Below are 16,843 nucleotides of genomic sequence, written 5' to 3'. Positions count from 1 at the left end.
TTTCAATCCTTATTTCAACTGCTTGCCGTCTGCAAACGCATTGCCCACACGCTGCCCCAAGGCGATGTAGCCGTGATGAACAGGGTCGTAGGTGACGAGCTGCATCTTCTCCACATCAGGCTTGCCATCCTCGGCAAGATACTTTTCATCTACAAGGATGTTCACTATCTCAGCAACGATGTAATAGCCTTCCGCAGACTCGTCGATTTTCTCTTTTATACGACACTCCAATGTCATGGGAAAGTCTGTAAAGACTGGAGCGTTGACATTCTCTGCCTTCTCGATGTTCCAACCTGTCTTCGCCATCTTATCCACATCGTTCTTGGCAGATACGATGCCCACGAAATCGGCTGCCACCATGGTCTGCTTTGTAGCAAATGCCACGGTGAAGTCGGGGCAGTTGTTCAAGTTCTCCGTAGTGGCGTGTGCGCCCATGGCAATCATAATCTCCTTTGCGTCCCATTGACCGCCCCAAGCAGCGTTCATAGCATTGGGTTTGCCGTTCTTGTCGTATGTGCCGATAATCAATACCGGCTGTGGAAGCATCCACGATTTTTGTCCAAATGATTTCATTATTCTTTCTATTTGTTGTTTCTGATTTCCAGTGTTATATCCATATATGACCGCTTGCCATCAATATAATCGGCATAGAGCATTTCTTCGCTTCTGCCTTTCAGAACATGGCACTTGCCGCACAACTCACAGTTGTGCAGACATCTCCATTCATTCAGAACATAATCCAAACGTTCCTCTCGTGTCGATGATTCTATATTAGGTGCAGTCATTATTGTCCAAATCTACTACTATCCTTTATTTACGCAATCCCAAGCAGTTCTATCTCAAAGATAAGTGTGGAACCTCCGGGAATGCCTGGTTGCGAGAACTTACCATAACCCATTTCGGCAGGGATATATACCTCCCATTTGTCACCCACACACATCTGCTGCATTGCGATGATCCATCCTTCAATGAGGTCGCATAGACGGATAGCCAAAGGAGCACCTCCACGGCTGCTGTCAAACTGCTTGCCGTCGATGGTACGTCCTGTGTAATGTGCAGTGACGATGCTTCGGGGCGTAGGATGCTCTCCATCAGCCTTGCCTTCTGCCAATACCTTATAATATATATCCTTGGGGAGCTGTTTCACTCCCTCTTCCCGTGCTTTATTTACAAGCCATTCTTTGTTAGCTTGTGCGTATTCTCTTTTATTCATGTTCATTCAATATTTGTTAGCAGATAGACCGCTAAGGCAACCTGCAAGATGATTATTATGGGTATGCCATACTTAAATTTCTTGTGCATCGTCTTGTGATGCAAAAGCCTCATACCAGCCCATGCTCCTATACTGCCGCCAATGACAGCCATCATCAGCAGCGTAGCCTCTGATATGCGCCATCTTCCTTTCTTTGCCTTGTACTTGTCAATGCCGTACAAGAAGAATGTGGCTATGTTGACGGCAAGGAGATAACCAAGAATGATGTTCATAACCTCAATGCCCTTTCCGCTTCCAGTATTATCCTTTATCCAATATATTCAAGGAAAGCATCCACCTGCAATCTCAGATTCTCCCTCTGTGCTTCGGTCAGCATCATGCGCCCTTCCGTCCAAGCCTCCATGTTCAGTTGGATGCCAGTCTGCGGTTCCGTCATCACGTCTGCCTTAATGAACGGCAGCGTGAGCAGTTCGGTCAGTTTCTCACGGCACTTGGCTGTTGCAGCCGCACCTCCCGCACCGCTCAGGGCCACCTTCTTGCCGTTGATGGCAAGCGGAGTTTGACGGTCGCCAGCCACGAGCGGACGTGACAGCCAGTCAATGAGATTCTTCAAATGACCGGGATAACTGTAATTGTATTCAGGAGAAAATATCCAAAGCGCATCTACCTCTGCCACTTTTTCCCTCACCCTCTTGACTGCTTCGGGCGCAGGAAACTCGATGTCCTGATTCATCAGTGGCACATCCGAATAGTCGAGATATTCCACCGTAGCACGCCCGGCGAGCATCTGCTCCACCTCTTCAGCGAGCTTCTTGTTGAACGATTCCTTGCGCAAGGAACCGATGATGAACAGAATCTTCTTCATTGTCATATTATTCTTTTATCGGTTCATAGTCAATATGGCTCTCTTCATCGGTCGCTTCCAATTTGAAAATGACAGGACGCAGACCGTCGTTGCAACTGCATATAGCCACTCCCGGCTTGCGAATCCAATCGCCATAGTAAAACACCTGTTTCTCAGCTCCATGTGCCAAGGCAAACACATACTGATAAATGGCTTTCCATGCTTCGTCACACATTCCTTCTGGTTTTGCATAATCAGCATAGAACACTTGGCCTTCTTTTAGCATCGGACATGCAGTAAGTCCTTCAGCACCAAATTCTTTCACGAGGTCGGCATTGAATGTTTTCCTCAAAACGGTTATCTTTACTTTCTTCATTGTTATATTGTTTTAATTATTATTTGTTATCAATCAAATTATTCGCAGATGTCTGTACGCTCTGCCATACCTTTGTCTTGTTGTTTATTCCGTCAGAGACCAACCATGATCGCCATGATAAATCATCTGTCGGGTCATGCCGCCGTCGATGCAGATGTTCTCGCCTGTAATGAATCCTGCCTTGTCCGAGCAGAGGAATAGCACCATGTTGGCGATGTCCATCGGGTTGCCCACACGTCCTGCCGGCTGTTGCCTTGCATCAGAGCCATCGTATTCCTTGAAATCAGTGTCAATCCATCCCAGAGAAATGGAGTTGACCCTTGCCTTGCCCCTTAGTGTGATGGCAAGGGCATGAGTGAGGGCGGCAATGCCTCCCTTGGCTGCCGTGTAGCTCTCTGTCTGCGGCTGACTCATGCGGTCTCGCGAGGACGATATGTTTACTATCGATGCTCCTTCGGCAAGATACGGAGCAAGTAGCTTGACAAGATAGAAAGGCGCGGTCACCCCGACTGCCAAGGCATACTGAAACTCCTCCCAAGTACATTCATCCAGCCCCTTCATCAGAGGCAGGGCATTGTTGATGATGAAATCCACCTTGCCATACTTCCCGATTACTTCATCGGCAAAGGCTTCCAAAACCTCCTTCTTGGAAATGTCCCCAACAAAGTGGTCGCCCTCACGCACATCAATGACCGCAACAGAAGCCCCTCTCTTTCGGAACTCCTCTGCGACACATTTGCCGATGCCATGCGCACCGCCTGTCACTACTGCTACCTTGTCCTTATATTCCATAGCGCTTATCTTAAAAACGGGTCAATCGTTGCCAATAACTCTGATTTCTGCACCACGCCGCTCGTCCTCCACAGCACTTCGCCGCATCTGAACAACATTAATGTAGGCACTGATTGTATGCCATACTGGCTTGCAGTCACCCCATACTTGTCCACATCCACCTTGATGATGCGGATTCTGTCACCCAACACTTCCTTCACTTGCTCCAGGATGGGGTGCATCATCTTGCATGGCTGGCACCATGTGGCGAAGAAATCAACCAAGACCAGTTGGTCGCCTGATATAACGTCTTTGAATGTTTCCATTGTCATTTATATATGTAGTTCTACGTCCTTTCCAAATGGCGCGAGCGACAGCCCTGCCATCTTGAAGTGCTGTTTGGCGAAGGGAATGCCGATGATGGTGATGAACAGCAGCACTCCGAAGAAGACGTGCATCAGCCATGCCCACAGACCACCAAAGACAATCCATAGGATATTCAGCGGTATGCGGATGCAGCCGGTGGGACTCTTCGTGTCCTTCACCTCTGCTCCGAACGGCCACAGGCACAACAAGCCAATCTTGAATGTCTGCAATGCAACAGGGATGCCTATGATGGTGATGGCCATTGCCAGACTTCCCGTGAAATAACCAATGGCGGCTTCCAGTCCACCGAAAAGCCACCACAACAAATTGCCAATTATACGCATATTCTTATTCCTCTCTTTTATTCCTTTTCTTCAGCGGCCCACTATGCGGTCCGCGGTTCAGCGTCACACCATGTTTGTTGAGTATGCGGAACACGGAACTTCGGCTTGTGAAACCGCTGATGGCGAAGATGTCATCTATGCTATGCCCCTCGTTGTACATGTTCACGATGTTCTTCTCACGCTCCAGCTTCGACAGTGCCCTTTCCGACTTCTTGGGCGGACGGATATTCTGTTGCAGATGGATGATATGAGCCGATGCCTTGCGTAGCACGGCACATTCCTCAGACAGTGACCCGAACATACGGATGACCTGCGAGGGCTTGGTGTCGGGAAATAGTTCGTCAAACGTATCGATGCGGTCTTGGATGGAAATGATGCGAACCACCTTCACGCGGCAGTATTCTATGAATGTAGCCAGCTCGCGGGTGCCACGCAGTGCGTTGCTGAACCTCGACACCACCAGCTCGTCGCCACGCTCCAAACTCGATATTAGCTGCTTCCACATCGGGCGCAGCCTCTCGTGTTCGGACAGTTCCTCTATCACCTGTACACAGCCGTATTGCTGCATCCAAGCCTTGTCTTCCGCATACTCTTCGCCATTGGTGGCGATGAAGATGTAACCTACTTTTGCCATACTGTTGTACGCTATTAAATGAAATCAAGTGCAAAGGTACACTATTTTTTCGAGAAACAATCATACTTGAACGAAAAATCATACTTAAACACGATAATTTGCCATTTTCTTTTCACTTGATTTCATTGAAAATCATACTCGCAAGTATGATGTGCAAATAAGATTAAACTTAATGTCATTCTTGCAAATATATCGCTGAAACGCATTAACTTTGCACCGTCAATTTCAAAATCAGACTCAAAATAATGACAACAATGAAATATGAAACTCAACTTTTCGGAGGACAAACCTGCCTCCATTGCATGAGGCAATTATTGCTAAATGCAAAATCAAACTCGCATGGCGGTATCAGACTTGCCGTATTTATTGCCACTGTGTTTGCCGTAATCATGCTGACAGCATGTTCAGACGGAAACTCCACGAAGTCGTTCCGTTCAAGTGATGAAGCCATCAAAGAGTATCATGGCTTTCTGACCAATCTTCGACAGAGCGACAAGGTCTCAATTCAGACATTAGTTAAGATTGTCAACGAATGGCGCGTGTTGGACGATTCCGTGACATCGTGCATCTCACGTGATACTGTCAGGAAAGCCCACTCATACCCGTTCACGGTATATCATGAGTTGAACGACTCCATCCACATCGAGCTGTGCCGTATGGCGATGTCCAAGCAGCGCACCTTTCACGACCTGCTCTATCTCAAAGAACAGACCTCTTCCCATGTTGGTGATGAGGAACTACAGCAAGCCGTGAAGGAAGCACATCCGTTTTTCGCTTCCTTGGACAGCCTGCCTATATATCAGAAAGGTGGCAAACAGGCGGTACTGAAGCGTTACCTGCTGTTCCTGCAAAAATCCGCCAAGCAAGGCATCCACGACAAGGAAGACCTGCTCGCTTTCATCAAGGAGGAGCATCTGCATTTCAGAGCCTTCCTGCAATACCTGCCGGATTTTGCCGACGATGACATCGGCGACATCAGACGGATTACTGAACAATGCTGTCGGGAGATACTCCGTGCCGCCGACCGCAAGGAACTGTCCCACAAGGATGCAATGATATACCTCTCCATGCGTACCAATCTGCGTCTGCTGCGCAACGCACAAGCGGCCATCGGGGACCTGAAAAGTGGCAGGGTAAAGGACGAGCACACCATGCACGCCTACCTCCTGATGATGATGCAGCCGTTCATGTCCATGGATGACCTTTCCGTGAGCGTGCTCTCCGACAAGGACAAGGCAGACCTCTACAAGATAGCCGATGCGCTTCCCAAGGAGATGGACAACCTGGCCAAGAAACTGCACCTCGACAAGCAACGCCTGTCGGATATGCCCATGCTCATGATGAAGATTTATGTCACAAGATTATAAACACCCCAAGCAGAGAATACGATTATGTTAGAACAGTTTTGCGATGATTTTCTTGCCGTCGTGCCGTTGCAGTTGCCAGAACTGCTGGACAAGCGCAAGATGGAGAAGCCTGTCAAGTATGACGATTACGTGCTTCTTACTTTCCAGTTGAACACCCCTTTCACGATAGAGGAAGTGATGGACATGCTCGAAGACGAGATGGAAATGATAATCCTCTATCACCACATCCCAAGCCGTCAGACGGAGTTCGGCCATAGTTGCTGCGCCTATTCCAACCCCACCTTCGGACGGATGTTCAAGGTCAACGGCTTCACCGATGAGCGTGGCATGGTCAGCCAGATAAAAGTGACCATCTATGACTCGCTGGAGCACATGTCGGCAGATGTATGCCTCGACCTCAGCCTGCACTGCAAGAACGGATTCTTCAAATACGTGAAGCCCAAGGAGGAAGTCCTGCTCGACTTCATCTGAAACTTCCATTTGCCAGATGACAGTCCTGTTTTACCGCATCAAAGCTCCAGCCTGTTGTCCACAACCAAGGCTAAAGTCATGCCACAAGCTCCCAACCATCCGATGAAGGAAACGCTTTACATGAAGATTATCCATCTTCTCGACCGTCACCGTACATGGTTAGAGATTGAAAGCATCGCCACTGTCCGCAACCACACGATAGTCAGGAACGGCAGAATGACCGACATCCTCAGCCGTGTGCTTGTGGTCAAGGCCATCCACCACCATTTCCCCTACACGAGAGGGCAAGTGTGGCAGATTGCCGAGTACGACATGGAACAGGCCATCAAGAGCCTTAGGACAACCGATGGTGCTTTCCGTCAGAGAATAATCAAGGGAGAACTGACACTGGAGGATGTGGAGCGTATCATATCCATCGCCACACATGGTGTCGTCCATCCCGACCTGAGTCCACTTCCATTATTCACATGCTATACATATTATGACAAGTAAGATACTGTTTCTCATCCTGATGTCGGCGTTCTTCTTCGTGCCGATGATTCTGCACAGAAGCCGCAGACAGTTCATGACACGGTTCTATCTGCGCATGACTGCACTTGTGGCAGCAAGGAAGCTCTACCGGCTGATTCTGCTCATCCTGCTGTACGTGTTCCACTTCCTTTACCTCTGTGTACACTATAACGACATAGGCGTAGTGGCTTCCACCATAGCGTTTGCCATATTCTTTGTCTTTATGGATGTGGAGAGGTGGCTACAGCGTCTGCACGAGGAGCGGACACCCTTCTGCATTGCCGCATTGGCGGCAGTGGTGTTTGCCTTCACTCCTCATCTGTTCACGCTTGCGGTCACCGTCTCCTTTGTCCTTCTGGCAGCACTGTTCTATCCCTCGCGCATAGTCATATCGCTGTGGAAGAACAAGGCTGACCGCAAGATGCTCCTCGAAGACACTGAAATGCTCATCATATACTACTATTAAGTATCACCTGTATAATGCCGTTCCTTTTGTATAATGGAGCTGGCGACAAGCAACAGTATTCACCAAACAGATTATTGAAATGAAGAACCAGAAACATAGAACGAGTTCCGGCAAGATGTCCGAAAGGTTATCTCTGTTGGAATTCTTGAAAGAGAGGTCGGGGATAAGGCTGTCGAAGCTCGAAGCCTACCTTGACCTTGTGGACAAGGCTTCTGTACAGTACATCCCCAAGGATTTGTGCAAGCAGGAGTTCAGCCTGTCCAACGGGCAGTTTGTAATCACCATAACCGAATTGGCAGGATGCTGGCATTGGCACCGCGCCACTGTCCGCACCTTCATCGAGCAGTTGGAGAAGATGAACCAGATTTCAGTCACCCGTCTCACGAAGAGCCAGGTTATCACTATTCCAGTGTTGTCTGAGACACCTGCCGCTTCTCCCTTTGACGCAGCATTGGAGGAGTTCCGCCTGAATATGCGTACTGCACTGGACGGATGGCGAAGCGGCAAGATGTCCGCATCGGCTTGCGCCTCGGAATGTGAACAACTCTACGAAGATGCTACAGAGGAAGTAGCCATCATCTTGCAGAAAGCCGACAATGGCAATTCTATTGGAAAGGTGCCATGCGGGAGCAACATTCCCGAATCTGTCGGACACGCCTTTTGTATGACCGCACTCGCCTCTGTCTGCGAAGCCACTTTCCATCAGGTGCTTGGTCAGGAAACAGATAACGCCCTCGCCACCTCCCTTCTTCCCTTCTTTTACAAAGATCTGGGAGGAGACTGGCTCTCGTTCATCGAGGCGACAAAGGCAATATCTGAATTGGCATTGGATGGCAGCTCACCCGTCTTGCAGCAGGAAAGCGCAGCCATCAAGTCACAGTTTCAGTCGCTCTGCCGACCGTTCCTTGCCATTGTAGCCAACCAAGAGGTTTCCTGTCCATCAAAAGGCTGTATCAACCTCTAATAATCACCGTACAACGCTTCCTCTTTTCTACTGGCACCGTGCTTCACACGCCTGCCATTGCTGTAAAATAATCGGGCTTGCCCGTTGGTCGTAAATGAGGGAATTTGGGTAGCCTAATACCCCTCTTGGTCTCCGACCATCGGGAGGCTGTCTTTACAAGCAGCAAGCTGGGGACAGGAGAGTTGTACACACATAAAAAGAATAAGGTTATGGCGACACCAAAACAGGTTATGGATTTCCGACCATCTAAGGGAATCACCACAGCACAGAGCAACGAGCACCAACGCCGTTGGACGGAAAAGGGTTGGGGATCCGCTGAAGCGACAGGCAACTACGACCGCAGCCGTGAGCGGCTCAACTTCGAGATTCGGGGCGGCAAGGTCTGTCCCATTGACAAGAGCCGAAGCATCCCGGAGCGCATGGCTGACATCCTGCGGAGCCGTGGAATCAAAGACCCCAACGAGGGACTGGCAGAGCCGCGCTTCCGCACTGTGGTCAATTTCATCTTCGGAGGCTCTCGTGAGCGTATGACGGAACTGGCATTCGGTGACCAGAAGGTGAATCTGACTCATGGAGCGGACAATTCACACCTTCACCGATGCAAGGACATTGAGGAATGGGCAAAGGATGTTTACCGCTTCGTCGCGGACAAATACGGTGAGGAGAACATCGTCGCTTTCATCGTACACTTGGACGAAACCAATCCACACGTCCACTGCACCCTCTTGCCAATCAAGGACGGCAAGTTTGCATACAAGCAGATATTTGCCGGAAAGGACAAGTACGAGTTTTCTGCCAGGATGAAAGCCCTGCACAGCGAGTTCGCCGAGGTCAACAAGCGTTGGGGCATGGAGCGCGGGACTTCCGTCTCAGAGACGGGAGCACGCCACCGCACCACCGAAGAATACCGCCGCCAGCTGTCAGAACAGTGCACCACCATTGAGCAGTCCGTTGCCGCCCATCAGCGGACACTCGCCTCGCTCCAGTCGGACATCCGTCTGGCAGAGCGGAGAGTAAAAGGACTCACCTCAATGGTCAACAACCTCTTGCAGGAGAAGGCTGAGAAGGAGGCGGCACTTGCTGAATTGCATCGGCAGATTCTTGCAGGTCACGACAATCCTGATGCTCTCCGTCAACAAGTCCAAGAGCTGGAGCAGGAACTGTCCGCTATCCAGTCGAAACTGGACGACAAGCAGGAGAAGCTCTCAGAGGCTGACCGCAAGCTCGATGCCCTGCGTGAGGAGATGACCGCCATGAAGGAGCGCACGGAGGAGTTGCGGCAGGAGGCACACAGATATTCCGATACTATCCGACAAGGTGCGGACACCGTTCTCAGAAATGCCCTTCTCGAAAACATGGTCAGCGAGTTCTCCGAACGTGTAGCACAGCTTTCCAATGAGGGCAAGGACGTGTTTGACGGTTCCCTGCTTCAGGCCTTTGCAGAGAATGGAACGGAGGTGATGTACTGTGCCACGCTTCTATTCCTCGGCTACGTCGATGATGCCACCACCTTTGCCGAAGGTCATGGCGGTGGCGGCAGTTCGTCCGACCTCAAATGGGGACGTGACGATGACGAGGATGAACGCGCTTGGGCACGCCGATGCATGATGAAGGCTGCACGCATGATGCGCCCCTCTTCCGGCAAAAAGAAGAAACGATAAGCGGCACTGTCACGTATCACCTGTTATAGTATTCACCAGATTAAATTGAACAACATGAGAAAAATACTTATTCTATCCCTTGGCTTAGCCCTGTCATTGGGCTTACAAGCCAAAGACTATCACCGCACGGCGGACACCACCACCGTTGTACGCAGACTTTCGGCAGACGGTATGCTTCGTCCGCTTAAACCTTCCTACATGAAAGGGGCATTGGTCGCTTCGCCATGGACGGACAACTGGTTTGTCCAAGCGGCAGGAGGAACTACGGTCTTCCTCGGCAAACCGCTCGGATGCAACGACCTATTCGGTCGCATGAAACCGGCATTCTCCGTGTCGATCGGCAAATGGTTCACACCTTCCGTCGGCGGTCGTCTGAACTATGGCGGTATGCAGTTCAACGACTGCAACAACTCCTCGCAGGACTACCAGTACCTGCGTGCTGATTTCATGTGGAATGTCCTCGGCAACCTCTACAAGGACGATGTCCACACCCTTGCCAGATGGAGTGTCATTCCATACGTGGGCGTGGGTATGTTGCACAACAAGGATAATGCCCACAAACCCTTTGCCTTTTCCTACGGCATACAGGGACAGTATCATCTCTCCCGACGCATTGCTGTTACGGCAGATATAGGCAACATGACCACCATGCAGGATTTTGACGGCTATGGCAAGGCACACCGCCTTGGCGACCATCTGCCGTCCGCATCCCTCGGCCTCTCTGTCCGCATCGGCAAGACTGGCTGGAAGCGAGTGATAGACGCTCGTCCGTACATCGCACAGAACGAATGGCTTTCCGCCTACGCCGCATCCCTTTCTGACAGCAACAGCCGCTATCACGCCCAGCACGATCGAGACTGTCAGACTCTGGAGCAGCTGCGCAAGATTCTTGCCATCGAGGGACTTATGGACAAGTACAACTACCTCTTCTCTGACGATGCCACTTCCTCCGTCACAAATGGCTATCCTCGGAACGACTACAGCGGTCTCAACTCCCTTCGAGCAAGGATGAGAGACAAGTATGGTAATGGTCAAAAGGCAAAGGTCGTGGAGTCCGCCTCTTGTACAGAAGAATATGGCAATGCTGAAAGTGAACCGGAAGACGATTACCTTTCGCTCATCCACTCAGGAAAGGTTTGCATAGGTGCGCCCATCTATTTCTTCTTTGAACTTGGCACTGATAGGTTGCTCAACAGGTCGCAGCTCGTCAACCTTGATGAAGTGGCGCGCATCGCCAAGAAATATGGCTTGAAGGTTAAGGTCATTGGTGCTGCAGACAGTGCCACGGGCAGTGAAACTATCAATGACAACCTCAGTCGTTCCCGTGCCAGATTCATTGCAGAGGAACTGATGAAACGTGGTATGGAAAATGGCACCATCTCTCAGATTTTCGACGGCGGCATTGACGATTACTCGCCCAATGAGGCGAATCGCCATACCAGAATCCTGCTGTATCTATAGCCGGACATACAGCTCCGAACAAGAGTACTAAAACTTTTTTTTCATTGATAAATTTTAGAAAGGGAGGGCTTGTCCGTGATGGATAGGCCCTCCCTTAATCATATATGTATCAACGCATATTCTATGCGCATATCTTTTTTTTATCCGTGTTTCTCAGTACTTGACCAGTCAAGCAGGAAGTCATATATACTCATTATCTGTATGCCGTTTTCGTCGCTCCACTGCTTGGTATGTTCTCCCACGATCAGCAGTTTACGGAAAGAGTCATCAACGAGACGCAGCGACCGTTTCTCCTGTTCCATCTTTTCTGCATTGGGCATACGCCACGCCGACTGGATGTAGATTCGCTCGCTCCCTTTGTTGCAGACAAAATCCACTTCCAATGTCACCCTCTGCTGCTTTCCTTCCGCATTCCTCACTCGATGATAGACGTTGCCCACATCTACGAGCCATCCACGCATACGCATCTCATTGTAGATGACGTTCTCCATGATATGAGTCGGCTCGCTCTGACGGAACGACAGAATAGCGTTTCTCAAACCTACATCCTGATAATAATACTTGGATAGCGAACCGATGTATTTCCGTCCCTTGATGTCGAACCTTTCGGATTTTTCGATAAGGAAAGCATCCTGCATATATTCCAGATAAGCCGACACTGTCTTGTCGGTTATGCTTTGCACATTGCTTACGGACTTGAACGTATTGGCTATATTCAGTGCATTGACAGGTGCTCCTAAACTGGATGCTACGGTCTTCGACAATTCTTCAAATTCAGGTCTCAGTTCTATGTTGTTCCGCTCGTAGATATCACGTAGATATACCGTGCGATAAAGGCGACGCAGGAAATCAGCCTTCTTCTCATCCCCAACCTGTGTAAGTAGTTGCGGCAAACCTCCGTATAGTCTGTATTCAGCCCAACCGTCTTCTTTCGAACCGTCATACACCGTCATGAACTCCTTGAAGGATAGTGGCCACACATGTATCTCGTCACCTCTGCCTCGGAATTCCGTCACCACGTCAGAGGACAGGAAACGTGAGTTGGAGCCTGTGACATACACATCCGCCCCTTCGGTGACCGACAAGGAAGAGAGCACCTCTACAAAGTCTTCCACCTCCTGCACTTCGTCGATGATGATGTAATAGGTCTCATCGTCAATCATCATCTTTTCCACCCAGTCCAACAGGTAGTCCGGGTTCTTGAACTCTCTGTTCTTCCTACTCTCCATGTCGATGACGAGGATATGGTCTTCTCTCACGCCCTCATCCAACAGATGCTGACGAAAGAGTTTCTTCAGCAGGAACGACTTGCCTGAACGTCGCAATCCTGTGATTATCTTTATGAGTCCGTTGTTCTTTGAACGGCTCAAATGTTCTATGTATCTATATCTGTTTACTATCATGTTTTACGAAAAACTGTCACTTGTGACACTTTTTCGGAGGCAAAGTTATATATTTTATCTCAAACCAAAGAAAGAAATCAAGAAAAAAGCACTAAAAATCAATGATTTTCCCGTTTTGTAGTGTCTATTCCACTTGCCGATGCCCATTTTTCTTTGCAAAGTTACTGCCAGGGCGAATGGTCAAGTACCGCCATGCTAACAGGCAGAGGATTGAACGACAGCTTTCCGCAAATCAAAGATTTGGGTATTTCATTAACTCCTCCGTCTGTTTCCTTGCCTTATCGCCCTCATTCCGCAGTCTTTTGATGCACGAAAAATCAGTTCCCGGCAAGCGGAGCCGAAAGGCTTCAAAAGGAGGGAAGAAAGAAACGGTTAAGCGAACGCAGAGGGAATTTATTCACTATGCTGAGTGTGAGTTTCTTCAACGAAGTTAAAAACAAGTTGAACATTCAAACATTAAACGATATGAGGACAAGAAGATTGAGCAAAGAACAAGGAAAGCAGTGCAATATCAGCCGTTTCCCCAACTTCCACAAGAGCGGAAGCATCAGAGGCATGAAGCGCATCTATTATGGCATGGATGCCTTGTTGGTGCGTTGTTATGAGAAGCGATAAATTATGAGTAGTGATTACAGCACTGCTTATCAAGATATTTGTCAGCGAATAAATTACCTCAAAGACTTGTCATAACTACTTCTCATAATTATATTTGCTTTGAGTGATTTTGCTCATAAAACGAATACAAATATGGAAGAAAAAAACATCAACAGGCTTCTTAAGTTATGCGATGAATACTTCCTCCAGAACCGCCATTGCAAGAATTACATTCAGCACTGTAAGAATACCTGGTACAAGGGTATTCTGTCATTTATGAATGAGCTTGGGGTAGAAGATTATTCTCCTGACATTGGTCAGAAATATCTTCAATCCGCCAGTGGCGCACTGTTGGTAGAAAAGTATCCCCGTGTAATCAGAAGAGGAATCCATATGCTGGATGACCTTTTCAACATCGGGCGAATACGTCGTCGCTGTTATACAAAAACAGACTTTCCACTGGAAGGCGAAATAGGCGGATTGGCGAAAGGCTTTATTGCTTATCTACAGGTATCGGGGCGTAAAGAGCATACCCTGTATAACCATAGAAGACACCTAAGCAGACTCGTAAGTTACCTTACCGACAAAAGTATAGCGCGAGTTGCCGAGATGGAAGAAAGCCATCTCTTCTCCTATATGTCAGCCGTTCAATTGGAGAAACGTTCAGTAACCATATCTATCAAAGGCTTTGTCAGATACCTGAAGAATAATCGAATCATCGGTAATGGACTGGATTACTTTCTGGATAACTTCAAGGCACATGACAAGGAACGTATACCGTCGTTCTATTCGGAGGCTGAAATTCTCAGGATTGAGGGAATAATAAACCGGAATACATTCTTGGGGAAAAGGGACTATGCCATTGTCGTGCTCGCTTCAAGACTTGGTCTGAGGGCTGCCGATATTGCAGGTCTTAAATTCTCTCATATCGACTGGCAAAAAAGTGAAATCCGCTTGTCCACCCAGAAGACAGGGAAAGTTGTGGAACTCCCGCTTCTGGCAGAAGTTGGAAACGCTATCATAGACTATCTCAAGAACGGAAGGCCACATTCATCTTCCGAAAACATATTCCTGCTTGCGAGAGCTCCATATTGCGAGATAACCTCTCGAATTGTCAGTAATGTTGTCCAGTCGGTCATGAGGAAATCAGGCATTGACACATCTCAAAGGAAACACGGACCACATTCCCTGCGTCACGCATTGGCTACAAACATGCTGGGGTTAGGTGCGACAATGCCAACGATATCAGAAGTTCTGGGACACCAAAGTTCCGAAACGACAAACGTATATCTCAAAATCGATATACAGTCGTTAAGAAAATGCGTACTTCCGGTTCCGGAAGTGTCCAAACGGTTCTATGAGCAGAAAGGAGGATCGTATGAGTAAAAAAGTCTCCTATGAAAGCGTTTTAGGACCATATATGGAGGAGCTGCTCAGGATGAAACGGGCACAAGGCATGGACTCGACCACATTAAGCTGGATTTTTAATGATCTTGACAAATATGTGCTTAGAGCGGGACTTAAGGACACCTTCGTAACAGAAACATGGTATAATCAATGGAAGGAAAGTCAGAATAATATTTGCGAGAGAACACTCTACCACAAGTGTAGCGCATGGCGACAGCTCCTGTCTTATATGAGCAAGAGAGGCTGTCATTGCTTTATTCCACGTCTGCCAAGAAGACCCAGATCTTCTTTTGTGCCTTATATCTTCAGCAAGAAACAGATAGAGGCTCTCTTCATGGCGATTGACAATCAGAAGTACCTCTCCAATGACAAGCGTAATGGATTATTCTCAATGCCGGCTTTGCTGCGCCTCTTATACAGCACAGGTCTGAGAGTATCGGAAGCACTGGCTTTGAAGAATAAGGATGTGGATATGTCGATAGGAATAATCAAAATCAGAGACAGCAAAAATAACTCGGAAAGGATGGTCGCTCTCTGCGAGTCGATGAAAAAAGTTCTTCTTGACTATCTGGAATATAGGAACAGTCTGTCCCTGAAAGACCTGACTGACCCTGAACGGCCTCTGTTTATCCGGCTTGACGGCGATTCTCTTACCAAGACAACTGTCTACCGATTCTTTTACCGAAGCTGCGAGGATGCTGGCATTGAGCTTCAGGGGAGGTCAATAGGACCAACAGTTCACTCTCTCAGACATACATCCGCGACTCATGCACTTGCTAAAATGTCGGATGAAGGTATTGACATCTATACGGCCCTTCCCATCCTTTCATCAAGTCTGGGACATATGAAACCTTCTTCAACAGAATATTATGTCAGGCTGACCTTGTCAATGTTCCCGGATATAGAAGACCGTGTCTCTTCTATAAATGAGTTTGTCTTCCCTAAAACCAGCAGATTATGAAGACAACCACAGACTTCGCATTCCACATAACCCGGTATTTCTCACAGTATCTCCCTCACGAGCGCAATGTAAGCCCAAATACTGTAGCTTCTTACAGGAAAGCTTTCATTGACTTCATCAGATACATGGACGAGAAGAAACATATCCCGGTGGAAAAATTGAAGCTTAAGCATCTTGTAAAAGAGAATGTCGTAAGCTTCCTGAGATGGCTGATCGAGGAGCGGTCCGTCTCGCCCCAGACAAGGAACCAAAGGCTCGCAGCCATATGTTCCTTCTGCAAATACCTCCAAGTCCCTGCGGTGGAATCCCTTGACAAATGGCAGACCATATGCTCCATCCCGAAATTGAATCAGGAGAAAAAAGCTATCGAGTATCTTACGATAGAGGGAATCAAACTTCTTCTTTCTCAACCGGAAACATCCACCCGACAGGGACGGCGCCATCAGGCACTTTTGTCCCTGATGTATGATACAGGTGCGCGTGTTCAAGAAATGGCTGACTTGACGCTCGGAAGCCTTAGAATAGAATCAAAACCTTATACTGTAAAAATTGTCGGGAAAGGCCGTAAGGCCCGGATCGTCCCGCTTTCAGAACAGCAGGTCGAACTTTTGAAGGAGTACCTGAAAGAGAACCATTATCCAACAGCACCTCTTGATGTTCCCCTTTTCAGAAACAGTCAGGGAAGAAAACTTACAAGGGAAGGTATAAGCTTTATCGTGAAAACTTATGCAAATCACGCCCGAATGATAGACCCCGGACTAATACCGGAAAGAGTGAGTCCACATTCTTTTCGGCATTCAAGAGCCATGCACTTGCTTCAAGAAGGGGTAAACATAGTTTATCTCAGGGATATACTCGGACATGTCTCAATCCAGACTACTGAAATCTATGCAAGAGCTGATTCCAAAGCTAAAAGAGAGGCTTTGGAAAAGGCATATAGAGGAACAACGCCAGTACCCGAGAGAATATGGGACAAGGATAAGAACCTTCTTTCGTGGCTTCAGTCTTTAGGGAAATAAAAATATTATGA

The 16,843-nt window shown here is 48.3% G+C and carries 22 protein-coding genes; 11 read left to right on the top strand and 11 right to left on the bottom strand.

Translation table 11 applies throughout. From position 1 onward, the window contains the following. Positions 1-9 precede the first annotated feature (9 nt). The 10 genes from BUC01_RS03420 to BUC01_RS03375 all read right to left on the bottom strand — a co-directional run bounded on the left by BUC01_RS03420 (position 10) and on the right by BUC01_RS03375 (position 4,548). Positions 10-573, bottom strand: coding sequence for a flavin reductase family protein (locus BUC01_RS03420; RefSeq protein WP_025830724.1), 564 nt, complete (start codon positions 571-573; stop codon positions 10-12). An 8-nt stretch (positions 574-581) separates the two neighbouring features. After that, complete coding sequence (locus tag BUC01_RS03415; protein WP_025830725.1) at positions 582-785, bottom strand: hypothetical protein; 204 nt, start codon at positions 783-785, stop codon at positions 582-584. Positions 786-814: 29 nt separating this feature from the next. Further along, the gene (locus BUC01_RS03410; protein WP_025830726.1) at positions 815-1,213 is read right to left on the bottom strand and encodes a BamJ family beta-barrel-assembly machinery protein; all 399 of its coding nucleotides are present in this window, start codon (positions 1,211-1,213) and stop codon (positions 815-817) included. A gap of 2 nt (positions 1,214-1,215) precedes the next feature. After that, positions 1,216-1,485: a DUF1294 domain-containing protein gene (locus BUC01_RS03405; protein WP_025830727.1), complete on the bottom strand. Its 270-nt coding sequence runs from the start codon at positions 1,483-1,485 to the stop codon at positions 1,216-1,218. Positions 1,486-1,520: 35 nt separating this feature from the next. Beyond that, the gene (locus BUC01_RS03400) at positions 1,521-2,078 is read right to left on the bottom strand and encodes an NADPH-dependent FMN reductase (RefSeq protein WP_073312809.1); all 558 of its coding nucleotides are present in this window, start codon (positions 2,076-2,078) and stop codon (positions 1,521-1,523) included. A 7-nt stretch (positions 2,079-2,085) separates the two neighbouring features. After that, positions 2,086-2,433: a TIGR04076 family protein gene (locus BUC01_RS03395; RefSeq protein ID WP_025830728.1), complete on the bottom strand. Its 348-nt coding sequence runs from the start codon at positions 2,431-2,433 to the stop codon at positions 2,086-2,088. Between the two features lie 84 nt (positions 2,434-2,517). After that, positions 2,518-3,225, bottom strand: coding sequence for an SDR family NAD(P)-dependent oxidoreductase (locus BUC01_RS03390; RefSeq protein ID WP_025830729.1), 708 nt, complete (start codon positions 3,223-3,225; stop codon positions 2,518-2,520). 5 nt (positions 3,226-3,230) lie between these two features. Continuing rightward, positions 3,231-3,530, bottom strand: coding sequence for a thioredoxin (gene trxA / locus BUC01_RS03385; RefSeq protein ID WP_025830730.1), 300 nt, complete (start codon positions 3,528-3,530; stop codon positions 3,231-3,233). Between the two features lie 6 nt (positions 3,531-3,536). Continuing rightward, positions 3,537-3,914: a YccF domain-containing protein gene (locus tag BUC01_RS03380; protein WP_025830731.1), complete on the bottom strand. Its 378-nt coding sequence runs from the start codon at positions 3,912-3,914 to the stop codon at positions 3,537-3,539. Between the two features lie 4 nt (positions 3,915-3,918). Further along, positions 3,919-4,548, bottom strand: coding sequence for a recombinase family protein (locus tag BUC01_RS03375; protein WP_004319940.1), 630 nt, complete (start codon positions 4,546-4,548; stop codon positions 3,919-3,921). Between the two features lie 254 nt (positions 4,549-4,802). On the opposite strand from BUC01_RS03375, the gene BUC01_RS03370 reads away from it, so the two are divergent. From BUC01_RS03370 to BUC01_RS03340, 7 genes are all read left to right on the top strand, one after another. Further along, the gene (locus BUC01_RS03370) at positions 4,803-5,915 is read left to right on the top strand and encodes a hypothetical protein (RefSeq protein ID WP_025830732.1); all 1,113 of its coding nucleotides are present in this window, start codon (positions 4,803-4,805) and stop codon (positions 5,913-5,915) included. A gap of 24 nt (positions 5,916-5,939) precedes the next feature. Further along, positions 5,940-6,386 carry a hypothetical protein gene (locus BUC01_RS03365; protein WP_025830733.1) on the top strand — a complete coding sequence of 149 codons (447 nt, stop codon included), beginning with the start codon at positions 5,940-5,942 and terminating at the stop codon, positions 6,384-6,386. A 54-nt stretch (positions 6,387-6,440) separates the two neighbouring features. Further along, positions 6,441-6,878, top strand: coding sequence for a hypothetical protein (locus BUC01_RS03360; RefSeq protein ID WP_243462268.1), 438 nt, complete (start codon positions 6,441-6,443; stop codon positions 6,876-6,878). 43 nt (positions 6,879-6,921) lie between these two features. After that, complete coding sequence (locus BUC01_RS03355; protein WP_244895726.1) at positions 6,922-7,362, top strand: hypothetical protein; 441 nt, start codon at positions 6,922-6,924, stop codon at positions 7,360-7,362. A 79-nt stretch (positions 7,363-7,441) separates the two neighbouring features. Further along, a complete protein-coding gene (locus BUC01_RS03350) occupies positions 7,442-8,326 on the top strand; it encodes a hypothetical protein (RefSeq protein WP_073312732.1) in 885 nt (294 codons plus the stop codon). Positions 8,327-8,535: 209 nt separating this feature from the next. Further along, entirely contained in the window at positions 8,536-9,987 is a 1,452-nt protein-coding gene (gene mobV, locus BUC01_RS03345) for a MobV family relaxase (RefSeq protein WP_025830736.1), read from the top strand. 54 nt (positions 9,988-10,041) lie between these two features. Next, a complete protein-coding gene (locus tag BUC01_RS03340; protein WP_025830737.1) occupies positions 10,042-11,448 on the top strand; it encodes an OmpA family protein in 1,407 nt (468 codons plus the stop codon). A gap of 140 nt (positions 11,449-11,588) precedes the next feature. On the opposite strand, the gene BUC01_RS03335 is transcribed toward BUC01_RS03340, so the two are convergent. Next, complete coding sequence (locus tag BUC01_RS03335; protein ID WP_025830738.1) at positions 11,589-12,851, bottom strand: ATP-binding protein; 1,263 nt, start codon at positions 12,849-12,851, stop codon at positions 11,589-11,591. A 465-nt stretch (positions 12,852-13,316) separates the two neighbouring features. Between BUC01_RS03335 and BUC01_RS25370 the strand changes: the two genes are divergently transcribed. The 4 genes from BUC01_RS25370 (at position 13,317) to BUC01_RS03315 (ending at position 16,832) form a co-directional block, all read left to right on the top strand. Beyond that, complete coding sequence (locus BUC01_RS25370) at positions 13,317-13,466, top strand: hypothetical protein (RefSeq protein ID WP_175560858.1); 150 nt, start codon at positions 13,317-13,319, stop codon at positions 13,464-13,466. A 132-nt stretch (positions 13,467-13,598) separates the two neighbouring features. Further along, positions 13,599-14,831, top strand: coding sequence for a site-specific integrase (locus BUC01_RS03325; RefSeq protein ID WP_025830739.1), 1,233 nt, complete (start codon positions 13,599-13,601; stop codon positions 14,829-14,831). Beyond that, positions 14,824-15,813, top strand: coding sequence for a tyrosine-type recombinase/integrase (locus BUC01_RS03320; protein ID WP_025830740.1), 990 nt, complete (start codon positions 14,824-14,826; stop codon positions 15,811-15,813). Before BUC01_RS03325 ends, BUC01_RS03320 begins: the two co-directional genes overlap by 8 nt. Then, positions 15,810-16,832 (top strand): site-specific integrase, encoded by a 1,023-nt coding sequence (locus tag BUC01_RS03315; RefSeq protein WP_073312724.1) that lies wholly within the window; start codon positions 15,810-15,812, stop codon positions 16,830-16,832. Before BUC01_RS03320 ends, BUC01_RS03315 begins: the two co-directional genes overlap by 4 nt. The last annotated feature ends 11 nt before the right edge of the window (positions 16,833-16,843 follow it).

The organism is Bacteroides stercorirosoris, assembly GCF_900142015.1.
Classification (GTDB): domain Bacteria; phylum Bacteroidota; class Bacteroidia; order Bacteroidales; family Bacteroidaceae; genus Bacteroides; species Bacteroides stercorirosoris.
Note: the sequence above shows the minus strand (reverse complement) of the source record. Positions and strands in the feature narration are given on the sequence as shown.

Bases quoted from the DNA above. Each gene is read 5' to 3' on its own strand.
- trxA (WP_025830730.1), bottom strand. From the start codon at position 3,530: ATGGAAACATTCAAAGACGTTATATCAGGCGACCAACTGGTCTTGGTT.
- BUC01_RS03315 (WP_073312724.1), top strand. From the start codon at position 15,810: ATGAAGACAACCACAGACTTCGCATTCCACATAACCCGGTATTTCTCA.
- BUC01_RS03320 (WP_025830740.1), top strand. From the start codon at position 14,824: ATGAGTAAAAAAGTCTCCTATGAAAGCGTTTTAGGACCATATATGGAG.
- BUC01_RS03335 (WP_025830738.1), bottom strand. From the start codon at position 12,851: ATGATAGTAAACAGATATAGATACATAGAACATTTGAGCCGTTCAAAG.
- BUC01_RS03325 (WP_025830739.1), top strand. From the start codon at position 13,599: ATGGAAGAAAAAAACATCAACAGGCTTCTTAAGTTATGCGATGAATAC.
- BUC01_RS03340 (WP_025830737.1), top strand. From the start codon at position 10,042: ATGAGAAAAATACTTATTCTATCCCTTGGCTTAGCCCTGTCATTGGGC.
- BUC01_RS03400 (WP_073312809.1), bottom strand. From the start codon at position 2,078: ATGAAGAAGATTCTGTTCATCATCGGTTCCTTGCGCAAGGAATCGTTC.
- BUC01_RS03420 (WP_025830724.1), bottom strand. From the start codon at position 573: ATGAAATCATTTGGACAAAAATCGTGGATGCTTCCACAGCCGGTATTG.
- BUC01_RS03380 (WP_025830731.1), bottom strand. From the start codon at position 3,914: ATGCGTATAATTGGCAATTTGTTGTGGTGGCTTTTCGGTGGACTGGAA.
- mobV (WP_025830736.1), top strand. From the start codon at position 8,536: ATGGCGACACCAAAACAGGTTATGGATTTCCGACCATCTAAGGGAATC.
- BUC01_RS03370 (WP_025830732.1), top strand. From the start codon at position 4,803: ATGAAATATGAAACTCAACTTTTCGGAGGACAAACCTGCCTCCATTGC.
- BUC01_RS03350 (WP_073312732.1), top strand. From the start codon at position 7,442: ATGAAGAACCAGAAACATAGAACGAGTTCCGGCAAGATGTCCGAAAGG.
- BUC01_RS03365 (WP_025830733.1), top strand. From the start codon at position 5,940: ATGTTAGAACAGTTTTGCGATGATTTTCTTGCCGTCGTGCCGTTGCAG.
- BUC01_RS03405 (WP_025830727.1), bottom strand. From the start codon at position 1,485: ATGAACATCATTCTTGGTTATCTCCTTGCCGTCAACATAGCCACATTC.
- BUC01_RS03355 (WP_244895726.1), top strand. From the start codon at position 6,922: ATGATTCTGCACAGAAGCCGCAGACAGTTCATGACACGGTTCTATCTG.
- BUC01_RS25370 (WP_175560858.1), top strand. From the start codon at position 13,317: ATGAGGACAAGAAGATTGAGCAAAGAACAAGGAAAGCAGTGCAATATC.
- BUC01_RS03415 (WP_025830725.1), bottom strand. From the start codon at position 785: ATGACTGCACCTAATATAGAATCATCGACACGAGAGGAACGTTTGGAT.
- BUC01_RS03375 (WP_004319940.1), bottom strand. From the start codon at position 4,548: ATGGCAAAAGTAGGTTACATCTTCATCGCCACCAATGGCGAAGAGTAT.
- BUC01_RS03390 (WP_025830729.1), bottom strand. From the start codon at position 3,225: ATGGAATATAAGGACAAGGTAGCAGTAGTGACAGGCGGTGCGCATGGC.
- BUC01_RS03395 (WP_025830728.1), bottom strand. From the start codon at position 2,433: ATGAAGAAAGTAAAGATAACCGTTTTGAGGAAAACATTCAATGCCGAC.
- BUC01_RS03410 (WP_025830726.1), bottom strand. From the start codon at position 1,213: ATGAATAAAAGAGAATACGCACAAGCTAACAAAGAATGGCTTGTAAAT.